The sequence below is a fragment of the Saccharothrix lopnurensis genome (genome assembly GCF_042658445.1).
GTDB classification, from domain to species: Bacteria; Actinomycetota; Actinomycetes; order Mycobacteriales; family Pseudonocardiaceae; genus Actinosynnema; species Actinosynnema lopnurensis.
Window position 1 is genome coordinate 17,527 of the sequence record NZ_JBHSQO010000061.1, and the last position, 15,466, is coordinate 32,992.

Annotated in this window: 14 protein-coding genes and 1 pseudogene; 6 read left to right on the top strand and 9 right to left on the bottom strand. The window is 74.4% G+C overall.

Going from position 1 to position 15,466, the window contains the following annotated elements; translation table 11 throughout:
• The first annotated feature begins 124 nt into the window (after window positions 1-124).
• Window positions 125-988 (top strand): lamin tail domain-containing protein, encoded by an 864-nt coding sequence (locus ACFP3R_RS34120; RefSeq protein ID WP_380642479.1) that lies wholly within the window; start codon window positions 125-127, stop codon window positions 986-988.
• A 195-nt stretch (window positions 989-1,183) separates the two neighbouring features.
• Here ACFP3R_RS34120 and ACFP3R_RS34125 read toward each other — a convergent pair whose 3' ends face one another.
• A complete protein-coding gene (locus ACFP3R_RS34125) occupies window positions 1,184-1,585 on the bottom strand; it encodes an STAS domain-containing protein (RefSeq protein WP_380642481.1) in 402 nt (133 codons plus the stop codon).
• A gap of 487 nt (window positions 1,586-2,072) precedes the next feature.
• On the opposite strand from ACFP3R_RS34125, the gene dacB reads away from it, so the two are divergent.
• On the top strand, window positions 2,073-3,647 hold the full coding sequence (gene dacB / locus ACFP3R_RS34130) for a D-alanyl-D-alanine carboxypeptidase/D-alanyl-D-alanine endopeptidase (RefSeq protein WP_380642483.1): 1,575 nt from the start codon (window positions 2,073-2,075) through the stop codon (window positions 3,645-3,647).
• Between the two features lie 40 nt (window positions 3,648-3,687).
• Here dacB and ACFP3R_RS34135 read toward each other — a convergent pair whose 3' ends face one another.
• From ACFP3R_RS34135 to ACFP3R_RS34155, 5 genes are read right to left on the bottom strand one after another with little or no spacing between them, the layout of a single operon-like run.
• Entirely contained in the window at window positions 3,688-4,935 is a 1,248-nt protein-coding gene (locus ACFP3R_RS34135; RefSeq protein WP_380642485.1) for a styrene monooxygenase/indole monooxygenase family protein, read from the bottom strand.
• Window positions 4,936-4,972: 37 nt separating this feature from the next.
• The gene (locus ACFP3R_RS34140) at window positions 4,973-5,563 is read right to left on the bottom strand and encodes a GTP-binding protein (protein WP_380642487.1); all 591 of its coding nucleotides are present in this window, start codon (window positions 5,561-5,563) and stop codon (window positions 4,973-4,975) included.
• Complete coding sequence (locus tag ACFP3R_RS34145) at window positions 5,544-5,906, bottom strand: DUF742 domain-containing protein (protein ID WP_380642489.1); 363 nt, start codon at window positions 5,904-5,906, stop codon at window positions 5,544-5,546. The genes ACFP3R_RS34140 and ACFP3R_RS34145 overlap by 20 nt, the downstream gene beginning before the upstream one ends.
• A 14-nt stretch (window positions 5,907-5,920) precedes the next feature.
• Window positions 5,921-6,367, bottom strand: a complete 447-nt coding sequence (locus tag ACFP3R_RS34150; RefSeq protein WP_380642491.1) for a roadblock/LC7 domain-containing protein — start codon at window positions 6,365-6,367, stop codon at window positions 5,921-5,923.
• 17 nt (window positions 6,368-6,384) lie between these two features.
• Window positions 6,385-7,686 carry a sensor histidine kinase gene (locus tag ACFP3R_RS34155; RefSeq protein WP_380642493.1) on the bottom strand — a complete coding sequence of 434 codons (1,302 nt, stop codon included), beginning with the start codon at window positions 7,684-7,686 and terminating at the stop codon, window positions 6,385-6,387.
• A gap of 345 nt (window positions 7,687-8,031) precedes the next feature.
• Between ACFP3R_RS34155 and ACFP3R_RS34160 the strand changes: the two genes are divergently transcribed.
• Together ACFP3R_RS34160 and ACFP3R_RS34165 are read left to right on the top strand one after the other, a co-directional pair.
• Window positions 8,032-10,107, top strand: a complete 2,076-nt coding sequence (locus ACFP3R_RS34160; protein ID WP_380642495.1) for an ATP-binding protein — start codon at window positions 8,032-8,034, stop codon at window positions 10,105-10,107.
• Between the two features lie 47 nt (window positions 10,108-10,154).
• Window positions 10,155-10,910 carry a phosphotransferase family protein gene (locus tag ACFP3R_RS34165; RefSeq protein ID WP_380642501.1) on the top strand — a complete coding sequence of 252 codons (756 nt, stop codon included), beginning with the start codon at window positions 10,155-10,157 and terminating at the stop codon, window positions 10,908-10,910.
• Here the strand turns inward: ACFP3R_RS34165 and ACFP3R_RS34170 are convergent.
• Genes ACFP3R_RS34170 through ACFP3R_RS34180 form a run of 3 tightly spaced genes read right to left on the bottom strand, consistent with a single transcriptional unit; the run spans window position 10,907 to window position 12,510 of the window.
• Window positions 10,907-11,386, bottom strand: a complete 480-nt coding sequence (locus tag ACFP3R_RS34170; RefSeq protein WP_380642503.1) for a DinB family protein — start codon at window positions 11,384-11,386, stop codon at window positions 10,907-10,909. The genes ACFP3R_RS34165 and ACFP3R_RS34170 overlap by 4 nt on opposite strands.
• A 30-nt stretch (window positions 11,387-11,416) precedes the next feature.
• Window positions 11,417-12,097, bottom strand: coding sequence for an SDR family NAD(P)-dependent oxidoreductase (locus tag ACFP3R_RS34175; protein WP_380642504.1), 681 nt, complete (start codon window positions 12,095-12,097; stop codon window positions 11,417-11,419).
• Window positions 12,094-12,510: a VOC family protein gene (locus ACFP3R_RS34180; protein WP_380642506.1), complete on the bottom strand. Its 417-nt coding sequence runs from the start codon at window positions 12,508-12,510 to the stop codon at window positions 12,094-12,096. Before ACFP3R_RS34180 ends, ACFP3R_RS34175 begins: the two co-directional genes overlap by 4 nt.
• 47 nt (window positions 12,511-12,557) lie before the next feature.
• Between ACFP3R_RS34180 and ACFP3R_RS34185 the strand changes: the two are divergent.
• Window positions 12,558-13,163: pseudogene (locus ACFP3R_RS34185) on the top strand (GntR family transcriptional regulator); the annotation flags it as partial.
• A 319-nt stretch (window positions 13,164-13,482) separates the two neighbouring features.
• Complete coding sequence (locus ACFP3R_RS34190) at window positions 13,483-15,405, top strand: multicopper oxidase family protein (protein ID WP_380642508.1); 1,923 nt, start codon at window positions 13,483-13,485, stop codon at window positions 15,403-15,405.
• Window positions 15,406-15,466: the final 61 nt, after the last annotated feature.

Genomic DNA, 15,466 nt, shown 5'->3' on the forward strand with positions numbered 1-15,466 from the left:
GAACGCAGGCGGTCCGGGGCGGGTGCCGACGACCCAGCCGGGTGGTTCCCGCGATCGGCGGTGAACGCACCCACCCCGCCGGGGTATTAACGATCGTGCTCCGATCGCCGGATGATCTTCACCCATGAGCAGCGCCACCACATCCGGCACCTGGCCGAGCACCAGCGTCACCCCGCCGAACCTCTCCGGCCTGGGCACCGACCACGTCACCTGGGGCATCCCGGTGGGTGGGGGCAAGAGCGGTTACGTCTTCCGCGGCGGCACGGTGGACGTGCGGCTCGACGGGACGGAGTTCACCCTCGGCACCTTCACCCACGAGAACTTCCCCATCCAGGCGATGCCGGCACCCCAGTTCGACGTCGACCTGACGGTGGCGGTCGTGTTCGACGACGGCACGAAGGCCGACTTCGGCTTCCGGTTCCACCACAACGAGACGCCCAACGTCGGCCCCAACCCCGAGGACGAGGTCGACCTGCCCTCGTTCGTCTCACCGCAGACCGTGACCGTCGACGGCGAGGAGTACGCCGTCGTCATCAGCGGCTTCAAGCAGGGCGGGCAGGTCGTCCGCAAGTTCATCAGCGCCGAGAACGGCGCCAACAGCGCCGACGTGGTCGCCATCTTCGCCAAGGCCGGCCGCCCGGAGATCGCGATCACCCAGGTCCGGCACAAGGGCGAGGTCAAGGGCAGCCAGGCCGACGAGTTCGTCGAGATCGTCAACCGGGGCAGCGCGCCCGGCGACATCTCCGGCTGGGTGCTCGGCGCCGACGACGCGGGCCAGGACTTCGCCTTCCCGCCCGGCACGGTCCTCCAGCCGGGCCAGCGCATCCGGGTCTACACCAACCAGGTGCACCCGCAGTGGGGCGGGTTCTCCTACGGCAAGGGCCGCCCGATCTGGAACGACCAGGGCGACACCGCGAAGCTGCGCGACACCGGCGGCACGACGATCTCGACGCTCGGCTACGGGAAGGCCGCCACGACCGCTCCGTGATCCGGTGGGCGTGCTCCCGCGGGACGTCGTCGACCCGGCGGGCCGCGGGAGCACCACCCCCTGCCGCGCGAGGGGTCACGGCGGGCCCGGCGAGCGGGAACGCACGCGCACCGAGGACCCGCTTCGGGTTGCCGTGGTGTCCGCTGTGGACGGCGGTGGTGGTGACGGCGGTGACGGCGGCGGTCGCGGCCCTCGTCACGCCCCGTCCGCACCCCCGCCGGCCCCGTCCCCCGCCTCCCGCAGCGCGGCCACGGCCCGCTCCAGGTCGGGGTAGACGGCGAACACCTCGTCCATGCGCGTGGCCCGGAACGGCCGCAGCACCGCGCGCTGGTCGGCGACGATGACGAACGAGACGCCGCGCTGGTCGGCGTACCGCGCACCCTCGACCAGCGCCGCCAACCCGCTGGAGGGCAGGAAGGTCACCCCGGTCAGGTCCACCGCCGACGTGGAGGTGACGGTGTCCAGCCAGGGGAGCAGTTCGCGGCGCAGGGCCTCGCTGCCGCGCGTGTCGACCTCACCCGCCAGGCGCAGCACCGGCACGCCCCCGACCGCGAGGGTCTCCACCGACACCCCTTCGACCAGGCTCTCCTCGCTCATCCGTGCACCTCCTCCGCGGGCGCCCACGGCGCCGATGGCCCCGGATCAACAGTAACCGCGCCCCCTCCCCGCCACAGGCCGGCGACCCCTCGGACCAGCCCCGACAGGTCTGATCGAGCCATCGTGTCGGGCCGTGCGGGTGAACCGGACGCGCCGGCGGTCGAGCCGCCCGCGGGATCGGCGGAGGAGCGCCCGGACGGCCCGCGCACCCGGTCCGCTGTCCCGCCGGCCGGACCACTCGGTCACCTGATGAGGTGAGGCACCCGGGTGACGGGTAACGCGCTGCGTCATCCGGACGAGACCCAGTTGTCCGCCGTGGCTCGTTCTGGGCAGTGGCCCGTTCTGGCAGTGGCCGTTCAGGCGGTGGCCGCGGAGGTCTCGCGGCACGGGTGTCGACGCGGGCGCGCAACCGCGCCGGCACCCGGCCGCACACCGGATTCCGCCGACCACGTCCACCGGACCCGCCGTCACCGGCACAATCCAGGGCATGACCAGTCGGCCACGATCGACCGTCCTGCTCGCCTCCCTGTCCCTCGTCCTCGGCCTCACCGCCGCGGCCGCCGCCGACACCGCCGACCCGCTCACGACGGACCTCGACCGCCTGCTGGGCGACCCCCGGCTGGCCTCGTCCGCGGTGGGCCTGGTGGTGCGCGACGCCGACACCGGCGACGCGCTCTACCGCCGCTCGGGCCACACCCGCTTCCAGCCCGGCTCGACCGCGAAGATCGTCACCAGCGCGGTCGCGCTCGACGGCCTCGGGCCCGACCACCGCTGGCGCACCGACCTGGCCACCACGGCGGCCGTGCAGGGCGACGAGCTGGCGGGGGACCTCTACCTGCGCGGCACCGGCGACCCGACCATGCTCGCCCAGGACTACGACGCCCTGGCCGCGCAGCTGGCCGCCACCGGCGTGCGGACCGTCAGGGGTGAACTCGTCGCGGACGACACCTGGTTCGACTCCGTCCCGCTGGCCACCGGCTGGGCGTGGGACGACGAGCCGCACTACTACAGCGCCCAGACCTCGGCGCTGACCTTCGCGCCGGACACCGACTACGACTCCGGCGCCGTCGCCGTCCGGGTCTCCCCCGGCGCCGCGGGCGGCCCCCCGCAGGTGACCGTCACCCCGCCGGTCGCCCTCGACATCCGCAACACCGCCACCACGACCGCCGGCGGCGGCGGGGTCCAGGTGAACCGCGAGCACGGCGGCAACGTCGTGCACGTCAGCGGCTCGATCGCGCCGGGCGCGGCGGCCCAGGCCGCCTACATCTCGGTCGACGACCCGACCACGCTGGTCGCCGGGCTGTTCCGCGCGTCCCTGGCGGCCAAGGGGATCACCGTGACCGGCGGGACCGGGTTCCGCGCGACCCCGGCGGCGGCGCGGGTGCTGGCCACCCGCCAGTCGATGCCGCTGCGCGAGCTGCTGGTGCCGTTCCTCAAGCTGAGCAACAACATGCACGGCGAGGTGCTCATCAAGACGCTGGGGCGCAAGTTCCACGGCCAGGGCACCTGGCCGGCGGGCATCCGGGCGCTGGAGTCCCTGCTGCCCGGCCTGGGCGCGGACCCGCTGACGATGAACCTGTTCGACGGCTCGGGCCTGTCCAGGATGAACGTCCTGTCGCCCGACCTGCTGGCGCAGGTCCTGCGGTCGGCGCGCGCCAAGCCGTGGTTCCGGAGCTGGTACGACGCGCTGCCGGTGGCCGGCCGGTGGGACCGGATGGAGGGCGGCACCCTGCGCGGCCGGATGGCCGGCACCGCCGCGGCGGGCAACCTGCACGCCAAGACCGGCACGCTGACCGGGATCACCGGCCTGGCCGGCTACGTCACCAACGCCGACGGTCGGGAGCTGGTGTTCTCGCTGATGTTCAACAACTTCGTGTCGGGCGTGCCGCGCGACATCGAGGACGCCATCGCGGTGCGGCTGGCCTCCGACCGGGCCGGCCAGTCCCAGCCCGGGGCGCGGGCCCGGCACCGCGACGCGCCGGGCACCGCGCCGAAGGTCGGGCCGGGAACCGGGTCGGACCCGGTGCGGGACCTGGAGTGCTCCTGGACGAAGTCCTGCTGATCCGGTGGGGGCGGTGCGGGCGCACCGCCCCCACCCGGGGTCAGCCCCGCGTGACCGAGGTCAGGTAGCGGTCGGCCAGTTCCGGGTCGAAGAACCACCTCTCCAGGTCGGAGGGGTCGGCGAAGCAGTTGGCGAACCTGCGGGCCACCTCCGGGACCTCCAGCGCCGTGCCGAAGACGCGCATGACGTGCTCGGGCGGCGGCTGGAGCATCGCGTTGGTCCAGCGCGTGGCGTGCCGCGCGCTCTCCCAGTACGCCTCGAACGCCTCGTGCATCCACGCCTCGTCGAACGGCCGGTCGCCGCGCGCCAGGATGCTGTCCACATAGGACGCGGCGCACCGGGCGGCGTTGTTGGAGCCCTGCCCGGTGAGGGGGTCGTTGGCCACCACCACGTCCGCCATGCCCAGCACCCGGCCGCCCGAGGGCAGGACGCCGACCGGCTTGCGCACCACCGGCGCGTAGGCGCCGGTCAGGGTGGCCTTCGGGTCGGTCAGCTCGACCTCGCCGCAGCGCTCGTACTCCCACGGCACGTACTGGCGCACCAGCGACAGGAACCGGTCCAGGTGCTCGTCGGGCCCCGGCCGGTCGTCCCAGCAGTCGAGCGGGCCGCCCGGCAGGCCCTCGAAGAACAGGATGTCGCAGGGGCCGCTGAGGGTGAACCCGGGGATGGCGAACAGCTCGCCCACGCCGGGCACCGCGTTGAACCGCACCGCCCGCACGTCCGGGTGCTCGGGGCGCGGCGCCATGCCGTGCACGTAGGCCACGGACAGGACGCGCTGCGGCGTCCGGTACGGGGACCGCCCGGGGTCGCGGTGGAACGCCTCGACCAGCTCGCCCTTGCCCGCCGCCACCAGCACCAGGTCGTACCGGGCGGTCAGCGCGTCCAGGTCGGAGGTGGTGACGCCGTGGTAGACGACCCGGCCGCCGCGGTCCTCCAGCAGCTCCAGCCAGCCCGCCATCTTCACCCGCTGGTCGACCGACTGGGCGTGGTCGTCCAGCGGGCCCAGCCAGTTCAGCGCCCGCTGCCACCCGCCGTCGTCGGTGGGCGCGCCCACGGACAGGCCGAGGCCCTCGACGCGGGGCGTCCGCTCCTCCCAGAGGTTCAGCTCCAGGTCACGTTCGTGCTGGAGCGCCGGGCCGAACATGCACTGGGTGGACGTGACCCGGCCGGCCCGGATCTCCTCCGGTGTCCGGGCGGACATGACCGTGACGTCGTAATCCCGGCCGACCAGGCCCAACGCGAGTTGTAACCCGGCCTGACCGGCTCCGACGACGAGCACCTTCCGCATTGCCGCCAACCTCTCTGCTCGCGGGGTGGGCCGCCGATCACGCCGGGCCGTACGACGGGGCGAGCTGCATCGTGTACGACACCAGCTCGCGCAGGGCGCCGACGACCGAGGCCCGGTCGCGGGCGTCGCACGTGATCAGCGGGACGTCCGGGGAGATGGCCAGCGCGTCGCGGACCTCGTCCAGGTCGTGCGCCAGCAGGCCGTCGAACATGTTCACGGCGACCACGAACGGGATCTCGGAGTCGTTCTCGAAGTAGTTGATGGCCGCGAACGACTCCTCGACGCGGCGGGTGTCCACCAGGACGACCGCGCCCAGCGCGCCGCGCGACAGGTCGTCCCACAGGAACCAGAACCGGGGTTGACCGGGGGTGCCGAACAGGTACAGCACCAGGTCGTCGGTCAGCGTGAGCCTGCCGAAGTCCATCGCCACCGTGGTCGTGGTCTTGTCGCCGCCGGGGTCGACCGGGTCCACGCCCTCGGCCGCCTCCGTCATCCACGCCTCGGTGTTGATCGGGGGCACCTCGGAGACCGAGCCCACGAAGGTCGTCTTGCCGACCCCGAAGCCGCCGGCGACCACGATCTTCGCCGAAATCGTCAACGGCGCGGCGTCACACGCCCTTGAGCCCATCCAGGATCCTCTCCAGCAGGGACAGGTCGTACTGGTACTCGTGCCCGGTCGGGTGGATGTACACGAGGTCTTGCGCGATCAGGTCGCTGAGCAGCACGCGGATCACCCCGAGCGGGATGTCCAGGTGCGCCGACAGCTCGGCCACGGAGGTGCGCTGCCGGGCGTGCTCGTAGAGCGCCCGGGTCTCCGGCATCATCCGCGCGGCGGCCTGCGGGTCGTGGTTCGGCACCGAGACCAGGGTCTCCACCAGCAGCAGGTGCCGGGGCCTGGTGCGGCCGCGGGTGATGGCGTAGGCGCGGACCCTGGTGCTGCGCTTCGCGCCGGGTGCGGAACCGGTGGCCACAACGATCGCCCTCCTCACGCGCCGGGGCGCCGTGCGGTCACCGTGCGCCGCATGTCGGCCCTCAGCTGCGGGGTCAACGCGTGCCCGGCGTTGTCGACGAACTTGGTCATCTCGTAGCCGATGACCTTCATGTCGCAGGAGGACGAGGTCAGCACGCCCAGGCCGGCGCCCTCGCCGATGTCCATGAACAGGAAGTAGCCGCCGGTGAGGCGGACCAGGATCTGCTCGCAGCCGCCCTGGTCGAACACCGCCGCCGCGTTGCGGGCCAGGCTGAGCATCCCGCTGGAGATGGCCGCCAACTGCTCGGCCGCGTCCGTGCCCACGGTGTCGGAGGCGATGAGCGGCAGGCCGTCGGAGGACAGGATCAACGCGTGCGTCACGCCGTGCACCCGGTGGACGAAGTCGTTGATCAGCCAGCTGAAGTCCGGTGCGGGGTCGGCGGCTCGGTGGTCAGTCGTCACTCGGGTGGTCCTCGTGGTCAGTCATCGTTCGGGTGGTCCTCGCGGCGTGCGTCGTCCGGGCCGCCCTCGCGGAGGTCGCCGCGCAGGTCGCCGCCGAGATCGCCGCTCAGGTCCCCGGGCAGGTCGTCGGGCTCGGGCGGGGTGCCCCGGGCCGCGCGCTCGCCGGCGTCGAAGTCCGCCAGGTCCGTGAAGAACCCGTCGTCGGTGGAGGTCCCGAGCAGGGGCGGGGTGAACGGCGCGGCGAGGTCGGCGGGGCTGTCGGGCACGCGCAGGCTGGTGGGCACGCGGCGGGGCAGCCCGCCGGCGGTCACGCCGCCCGTGCGCGGCGCGTCGGGGCCGCCGGGTCGGGTGTGCGGGGACCTGGCGTGCGCGGGCGGGCGCCGCGGCGTCGGGGACGGGGGAGGGAGCGCGGCGCGGGGCGGCGCGTCGGGTTCGGGCGGCCGCGTGAAGGAGACCGGGGGCGCCTCGCGGACCAGGCCGGCGGGCAGCAGGACCGACGCGGTCGTGCCGTGCGGCGCGCGGCGGCCCAGCCACACGCGCACCCCGTGCTTGTCGGCCAGCCGCCGCACGACGGCCAGGCCCATGTGCTCGATGGCGGCGCTGTCGAGGGCGGGCGCGGTGGACAGCCGCTCGTTCAGCCCGGCCATCCGCTCCTGCGGCAGGCCGATGCCCATGTCCTCCACGCGCAGCAGGATGCTGCCGTTCTCGGTGATGTGGGCGCTGACCGTCACCGGCGAGCTGGGCGGGGACTGGGCGGTGGCGTTGTCGAGCAGCTCGGTGAGCAGCCGGCTGACGTCGTCGGCCGCGAAGCCGACCACCGCCAGCGGCGCCACCCGGCCGACGTCCACCCTCGGGTAGCGCTCGATCGCCGAGATCGCGGCGCGGATGACGTCGACCAGCGAGGCGGTGTCCTCGGCGGCGGCGCCGGCCTCCTCGCCGGCGAGCACGCGCAGGTTCTCGGCGTTGCGGCGCAGGCGGGTGGCGAGGTGGTCGAGGCGGTAGAGCCGGTCCAGGGCGTCGGGGTCCTGCTCCTCGGCCTCCATGCGCTCCAGTTCCGCCAGCAGGGAGTCGAGCAGGTTCAGGTCGCGCAACGCGATGCCCGCGCAGACGCCGGCCAGCACGTCGTCGCGGGAGCCGTCGGTGGGCGGGGACCCGGCGGGTGGGGACCCGGCCGGTCGGGGTGTCGAGGGAGAGGCTGGGGGCGGGAGTGGGCGGGAGGGCGGGCGGCGGGGTTCGAGGAGGTCGGCGACGGTGCCCCGCGCCTGGTCGAGCAACGACCTCGCGCCCTGCCTGCGGTACTGGTCCAACAGCGACCGCACTCGACTCACCACGCGCACTCCGCACGGACGTCTTCGGTCAACACCGCGTCAACTCTAGTCACGCAACGGCGTCGTTCAAGACAGACGGTAATCAAATACACTCTTTCGAGTGCGGACAGTGATCACCCTCCGGGCATGGACCGCTGGTCACACCGCGCGTGGTGGCGTCCCGTGTCGATTCGACGGCGGTCGAACCCGATCGCGGTCGGGTGCGCGCGGGCGTGGCGCTTGGCCGGTGCCGGGTCCCTCCGGTCTGATGGTGCGGTGTCGACGAGTGGGGACGGTCCGGGGTTACCGGGCGGGGATCGGTCGGGGGGTCCGGCGGGGCGGAACGAGCTCGGCGGGGTGGTGGTCGGGTCGGTGGTGCAGGCCGGCTCGATCGGCGGGGACGTCCACGTCCACCCGGCCGTGCGGGAGCAGCCGCCCCCGCGCCAACTGCCGCCCGTGCCCGCGCGCTTCGTCGGCCGCGCCGCCGAGCTGGAGCGGCTGACCTCGCTCCTGGACGCGGCGGAGGCGGGCGGCGCCGCGCCGGTCCTGGCCCTGAGCGGGGCCGGCGGGATCGGCAAGACGTGGCTGGTGGTGCGCTGGGCCTACCGGCACCTGGACCGGTTCCCCGACGGGCAGCTGTTCGTCGACCTGCGTGGTTTCAGCCCGGACAGCGACCCGATGGAGATGGGCGTCGCGGTGCGCGGGTTCCTCGACGCGCTCGGCGTGGAACCCGGGCGCATACCGACCGACCTGCACGCCCAGGCCGCCCTGTACCGCAGCCTGGTCGCCGGGCGGCGGATGCTGATCGTGCTGGACAACGCCGCGACCGCGGAGCAGGCCGCTCCCCTGCTGCCGGGCGGGCGGTCGTGCGTGGTGGTGACGACCAGCCGCCGCACGCCCAACACCCTGGTCAGCAGGCACGGTGCCCACCACCTGAGGCTGGACCCCCTGGCCGTGGACGAGTCGCACGAGCTGCTGACCGGTTGGCTGGGCGCGGACCGGGTCGCCGCCGAGCCGGACGCGGTGGCCGAGCTGGTGGGGTTCTGCCGGGGTTTCGCCCTGGCGCTGGGCCTGATCGCCGGGCACGCCCACACCCACCCCGGCGCGCCGCTGGCCCGGCTCGCCGGCGAACTGCGCGAGTTCGGGTTGGACGTGCTGGACGACGACGACCCGGCGGCGAGCCTGCCCAAGGTCCTGTCCTGGTCCCACCGCGCCCTGTCGGCCGAGCAGCAGCGGGTGTTCGGCCTGGTCGGCATCGCGCCCGGCCCGGACCTGGCCCTGCCGGCGGCGGCCGACCTGACCGGGCTGCCCCCGGTGCGGGCGAAGCGGGCGCTGCGCGGGTTGGAGGAGGCGTCCCTGCTGGACCAGGACGCGCGCGGCCGCTACGCGATGCACGACCTGGTGCGCGGCTGGGCGGTGGCCGTGGCGCACGAGGACCTGCCCGACGAGGAGCGGGACGCGGCGCTGAGGCGGGTGCTGGACTCCTACGCGCACGTCGCGTGCGCCGCCGACCGGTTGCTGGCCCCGCACCGGCTGCCCGTGCGGCTGGACCCGCCGGTGCCGGGGGTCCGGCCCGAACCGCCGGCGGACGCCGCCGCGGCCATGGCGTGGCTGGAGGTCGAGCACCCCAACCTGCTGGCGGCCCAGAACGTCGCCGTCGCCGGCGGGCGGCACCGGGTGGCGTGGCTGTTGGCGTGGGCGCTGGACTCGTTCCACGGGCGGCGCGGGCACCTGCGGGACCGGGTGACGACGTGGCGGGTGGCGGTGGGGGCCGCGGCGCACCTGCCGGAGCACGTGCTCGGGGTGCGGGCGTCGCGGTTCCTCGGGCGGGCGCTGGCACACCTGGGGTCGCACGAGGAGGCGGTGCGGCACCTGCACCGGGCCCTGTCCTCGGCCGAGGAGCACCGCGACAACTCCGAGTTGGCCCAGACGCACCGGATGCTGGCCTGGGCCTGGGGGCAGCAGGACGAGGACCGATTGGCGGTGGACCACGCGGCGCGGGCCCTGGAGCTGTTCCGCGCGCTCGACCAGCCGGTGTGGGAGGCCGACGCGCTGAACCAGTTCGGCCGGCACGCGGCCCGGTTGGGGGAGCTGGAGGACGGTCGCGCGCACTGCCGGGCCGCGCTGGAGCTGTACCGGGGGCACCACAACCCGGACGGCGAGGCGGCGACGTCGGTGAGCCTGGGGTACATCGAGCACCGGACGGGCCGGCACGAGCGGGCCGCGGGGCACTACGAGCACGCGCTGGCGCTGTACCGGGCGTTGGGGAACACGTACATGTCGGCCGACGTGTTGCGGGACCTCGGTGGGTCCTACGCGGCGCTGGGGCGGGGCGAGGAGGCCCGGGGGGTGTGGTCGGAGGCGTTGGAGCTGTACCGGCGGCAGGGGCGGGAGGAGGAGGTGGCGGTGGTTCGGGGGTACCTGGGGTCGTAGGTGGTGGTCCGCGAAATCCGGCGACACCGGCGGCCGGCCCCGCCAGGATGGCCGGTGTGGAGGAGATCGAGGTCGTCGTCGCCCACCGCCAACGCGCGACGCTGCGCGTCGGCGACGTGTTCCTGAAGGTCGACGTCGACCCGGCGCACGCCGATGTCGAGGTGCGGGCGATGGCGATGGCGCCGGTACCGACCCCGGCCGTCCTCTGGCGGGAGCCGCCCGTGCTCGCGATCGCCGCCGTGCCCGGCGAGGCGCTCGGCGTGCTCGGCGAACCGTCGACCGCGTCGCCGGCGGCGTGGGCCGCGGCCGGTGCCGCCGTGCGGAGGCTGCACGACGCGCCGGTGCCGCCGTGGCCGGGACCCCGGCTCGACGACCTGGCCGCGGAGCTCGACGAGGAGTGCGCGTGGCTGCTCGCCAACGCCGTCCTGCCCGCCGAGGTGGTCCGGCGCAACCGGGAGATCGCCGAGGCCGCGCTCCGGCCGTGGGAGCCGGTGTTCATCCACGGCGACCTCCAGATCACCCACGTGTTCGTCGACGGGGACGAGGTCACCGGGGTCATCGACTGGTCCGAGGCCGCCCCCGGTGACGCCATGTTCGACCTGGCCGTCCTGACGCTCGGGCACGAGGACCGCCTGGACGACCTGCTCGCCGGCTACGGCGCCGGCGCGGACCGGGACGTGATCCGCGCCTGGTGGTCGTTGCGCGCCCTGACCGCGTCGCGCTGGCTGATCGAGCACGGCTTCGACCCGGACACGCCGGGGTGCGAGTTCGACGTGCTGCGGGCCCGGGCGCGGGAAGCCTAGCCGGCCAGCACCTGCTCGCGCAGGACGTCGGCGTGGCCGCAGTGGTGGGCCAGTTCCCGCAGGACCTGGAGGTAGACCCAGCGCAGCGTGCGCGGTCCGGCGCGGTGGCCGGTGACGACGGTGTCCAGCGGCAGGTCCGCGACCGCTTCCCTGGCGGTGGCGCAGGCTTCCCGGTGGGCCGCGGTGACCGAGGCGACGGTGTCCTCGGCGGTGAGCCGGAAGGAGTCGTCCGGGGTGCCCACCAGGCCGAGTTCCCGGCGGGGCGTGCCGCCCACGCACTCCTCGAACCACACCCGCTGCATCCACGTGACGTGCTTGAGCAGGCCCAGCAGCGTCGTCGCCGACGGGACCAGGCGGCGGCGGGCCTGTTCCTCGGTGAGGCCGTCGAGGGCGGCCTCGACGGCGCCGCGGTACTCCTCGGTGAACGCGTCGAGCTGCGTGCGCTCGTCGGCCAGGGGCACGTCGAACGAACCCATCCGGGTCTCCTCGCGTCGTGGGCGGTGGGGTCAGGTCCTGAGGTGGGAGGCGCCGTTGAGGTCGAGGACGGTGCCCGATGCCCACTCGGCGGCGGGCGAGGCCAGGTAGACCACCGCCGCCGCGACCTCCTCCGGCTCGGCGACCCTGTTGAACGGGCTTTGGGCGCGGACCTCGTCGGTCACCATGTCCGACACCCGGTCGGTCGCCACGAAGCCGGGTGCCACCGAGGTGACGGCGATGCCGTGCGGGGCGAGGGCGACGGCCAGCGACTGGCCCAGGGAGTGCAGTGCCGCCTTGCTCGCGCCGTAGGCGGGCATGTCGGGTTCGCCGCGGAAGGCCCCGCGTGAGCCGACGTTGACGATCCGGCCCCGCACGCCCCGGTCGATCATGTGGTGGGCCACGCGGTGGGACATGTTGGCGGCGCCGAAGACGTTGACGTCGAAGGTCCTGCGCCACAGGGACTGCCACTCGTCGTACGAGCTGCCGGCCAGGGAGCCCAACTCCACCAGGCCGGCGTTGTTCACCAGGACGTCGATGGCGCCGAGTTCCCCGGTGGCCGCGGTGACCGTCCGGGCGACGGCCTCGGGGTCCGCCAGGTCAACGTCCGCCGAGGACAGGGCGATCACCCGGTCGCCCTGCTCGCGGAACGCGTCGGCGATCGCCGCGCCGATGCCCCGGCTGCCGCCGGTGACGAGGACTCCCCGGCTCACTTGGCGAACACCTGCGACTCGTCCTTGAACGCCTTGAACTCCAGCGCGTTGCCCGCCGGGTCGCGGAGGAACATCGTCCACTGCTCCCCCGGCTCGCCCGCGAACCGCAGGTAGGGCTCGATGACGAACTCCGTGCCGGCCGCGCGCAGCCGGTCGGCCAGGGCGTGGAACTCGGGGGTGGGCAGGATCAGGCCGAAGTGCGGGACCGGCACGTCGTGGCCGTCGACCGGGTTGCGGCCGGAGTCGCCGCGCGCGCCGGGCACGACGTGGGTGACGAGCTGGTGGCCGTAGCAGTTCCAGTCGACCCAGGCTTCGGCCGAGCGGCCCTCGTCGAGGGCCAGCACGCCGCCGTAGAACTCGCGGGCCCTGGTCAGGTCGTCGACGGGGATGGCGAGGTGGAAGGCGGGTCTCATGCCCCCACGATTGACCAGCTGATGTCCGAATGTCAACATTGCCCTCCATGGAGCTGCGCAAGGCCGACCGGCGGGGTCTCGCGGGCGAGGCCGCCGACCGCATCCGGGAGGCGATCCTCGCGGGGGTGTTCCCGCCGGGCTCGCCGGTGCGCGAGGTCGAGCTGGCCGCGTCGCTCGACGTCAGCCGGGGCTCGGTCCGGGAGGGCCTGGCCGTGCTGGAGCGCGAGGGGCTGGTGCGCAGCGCCTGGCACCGGGGCACCAGGGTGGTCGACCTGACGGTCCGGGACGCGCGGGAGGTGTACTCGGTGCGGGCCGCGCTGGAGGGGCTGGCGAGCCGCACCGCGATCGGCCGCGTGGACCTCGCCGCCCTGGACGGGCTGGTCGACGCCATGGCCGGGCGGCTGGCGGCGGGCGCGCCCAGCGAGGAGCTGCTCGCCCTGGACATGGGCTTCCACGACGAGGTCTACGCGGCGGCGGGCAACCGGCGGCTGCTGGAGGCGTGGCGGGCCGTGCGGTCCCAGGTGCACCTGTTCCAGCTCACCCGCATCCGCCTGGGGCACCAGGGGTACCGGGCGGTGGTCGTCGAGGAGCACCGGGACCTCGTCCGGCTGCTCGGGGCGGGGGACGGCGAGGCGGTCACCCGCTTCGCCGAGGAGCACGTCCACTCGGCGCTGCGGGTGCTGGTCGACCAGCTCGACCGGGCGCCGCGGGAGGTGTGGCGGCAGGCGGCCCGGGGCCCCGACTTCCGGCGGGTCGTGCGGGGAACACGAGCGGCACGCGGTTCCCCCCGGCGGCGGCCGAGTCTTTTCACCCGTGAACCGCCGGCCGTGTATCCAGCGCCGCCCAGCCCCCTCTTCTCCTGTGTCGGGGATCCCGGTTGGGGAGCCGGACCCGCGACGCAGGGGGATCGCGCGCCACCCGCCCTCCGGGGCGGGTGTGCCGCGCGACGCGACCTCGCCGGGGGGCGATTCCATGACCGAACTCATCACCACACCCAGCACCACCGCGCCCGCCGCCGGGCCTGCCACCGCGCCCGCCGCCGGGCCACCGACGTTCGGGCTCACCGCCTTCCTGGACCCGCTGCGGGTGCCACCGGTGATCCGCTCGCACTCCTGGCGGCACCGCGACACGATCACCATGCCCATGGTCCGCACCACCGCGCACCTGCACTCGCAGCTGCCGCCCACCGCGCTGTGGACCTACGACGGGCACTTCCCGGGCCCCACCATCGAGGTGCGCGCCGGGCACCTGTTCCGCGTGTCCTGGACCAACCGGATCGAGGGGACCATCCCGCTGGTGGCCGCGAGGGCGCCGCTGGCCTCGGCCCCGCAGAACAGCCCCGGCTTCCGCAACCCGGACGGCTCGCTGCCCGACGGCGTGGCGCTGGTCGACGGCGTGGCCGACCTGCCCGCGTGGACGGTCGTGCACCTGCACGGCGCCCACACCGGCGGCGGCAACGACGGCTGGGCCCACAACGCCGTGCTCGCGGACGCCTCGCAGCTGGCCGAGTACCCGAACCGGCAGCAGGCCACCACCCTCTGGTACCACGACCACGCCATGGCGGTCACCCGCTTCAACGTCCACGCGGGCCTGGTCGGCGTGTACCTGGTCCGCGACGACGAGGAGGACGCGCTCGACCTGCCCTCGGGCGAGCACGAGGTACCGCTCGTGATCACCGACCGGAACCTCGACACCGACGCGTCGGGCGCCCTCACCGGGCAGCTGCTCTACAAGGTCCCCTACCTGACCACCGCCGCGGGGCAGGTGCTGCACCTGCCGTTCACCGGACCGTTCACCCTGGTCAACGGGCGGATCTGGCCGCACCTGGACGTCGAGGCCCGCTGGTACCGGTTCCGGGTGGTCAACGCCTCGAACGCGCGCACCTACCAGCTGCGCCTGGTCGACGACGAGACCGGCGAGGCGCTCGACGACGCCGCCCGCCAGATCGGCACGGACGGCGGCCTGCTGCCCGCGCCCGCCCCGCTGCCGGAGGGCGGCCTGGTGCTGGCCCCGGCCGAGCGGGCGGACCTGCTGGTCGACTTCTCACGGCTGCGCGGCAGGCGCGTGCGGCTGACCAACGCGCACCCGACGGCGGCCCCGGAACCGGCCGTCATGCAGTTCCGGGTGGAGGACCGCCACCGGCACGACCGCTTCCGGCTGCCCGCCGAGCTGTCGGCCTCCTACGTCCGGCTCCACCACGGCACCACGGTGCCCGAGGACCACGACCACGTGTTCGTCGGGCTGGTGCCGCCCGGCACGGCGGGCGAGGGCCACCCGCAGCTGTGGGAGCTCCAGGAGATCACCGACCCGGACCGGCTGCCCGCCGAGCTGCCCGCGCCGGGGATCGTCCAGCTCACCGACCCCGCCACCGGGCGGGTGCGCACGTTCGAGCGGGTCGCGAGCCTGTTCGACGACACCACCAGCGTGTTCATCGACCACGGCCGCTGGGCGGTGTGGCACTTCCTGCACCTCGGCGGCCCGGCCCACCCGATGCACGTCCACCTGAGCCAGTTCCAGGCCCTCACCCGAACCCGGTTCCCGAGGGACGCGGCGACGGGCAACGTCACGGGCTTCGACGTCGCCACCGGCGGCACCACCGCCCCGCTGCCGGTGCCCGAGCCGGGTCGGCCGCTGGACCCGCAGGAGGAGGGCTGGAAGGACACCTTCCTGGTGGGCCCCGGCGAGTGGCTGGCCATCGCGGGCCGCTTCGAGGGCGCGACGGGCAACTTCATGTACCACTGCCACATCCTCGACCACGAGGACGAGGGCATGATGCGGCCCTTCGTGGTCATGCCCGCCGAGGCGGCCCGCTTCCACGTGCACCGCTTCGGCGGCGGGCACCACCACGGCGAGGCGGCGGACGACACCCGGAGCGCCGCGCGGAAGACGGCCTGAGCCCAGGGCCGGCGTGATCCTGGGCCGGCCTGATCCTGGGCCGGCGGAACCCTCCGGCACC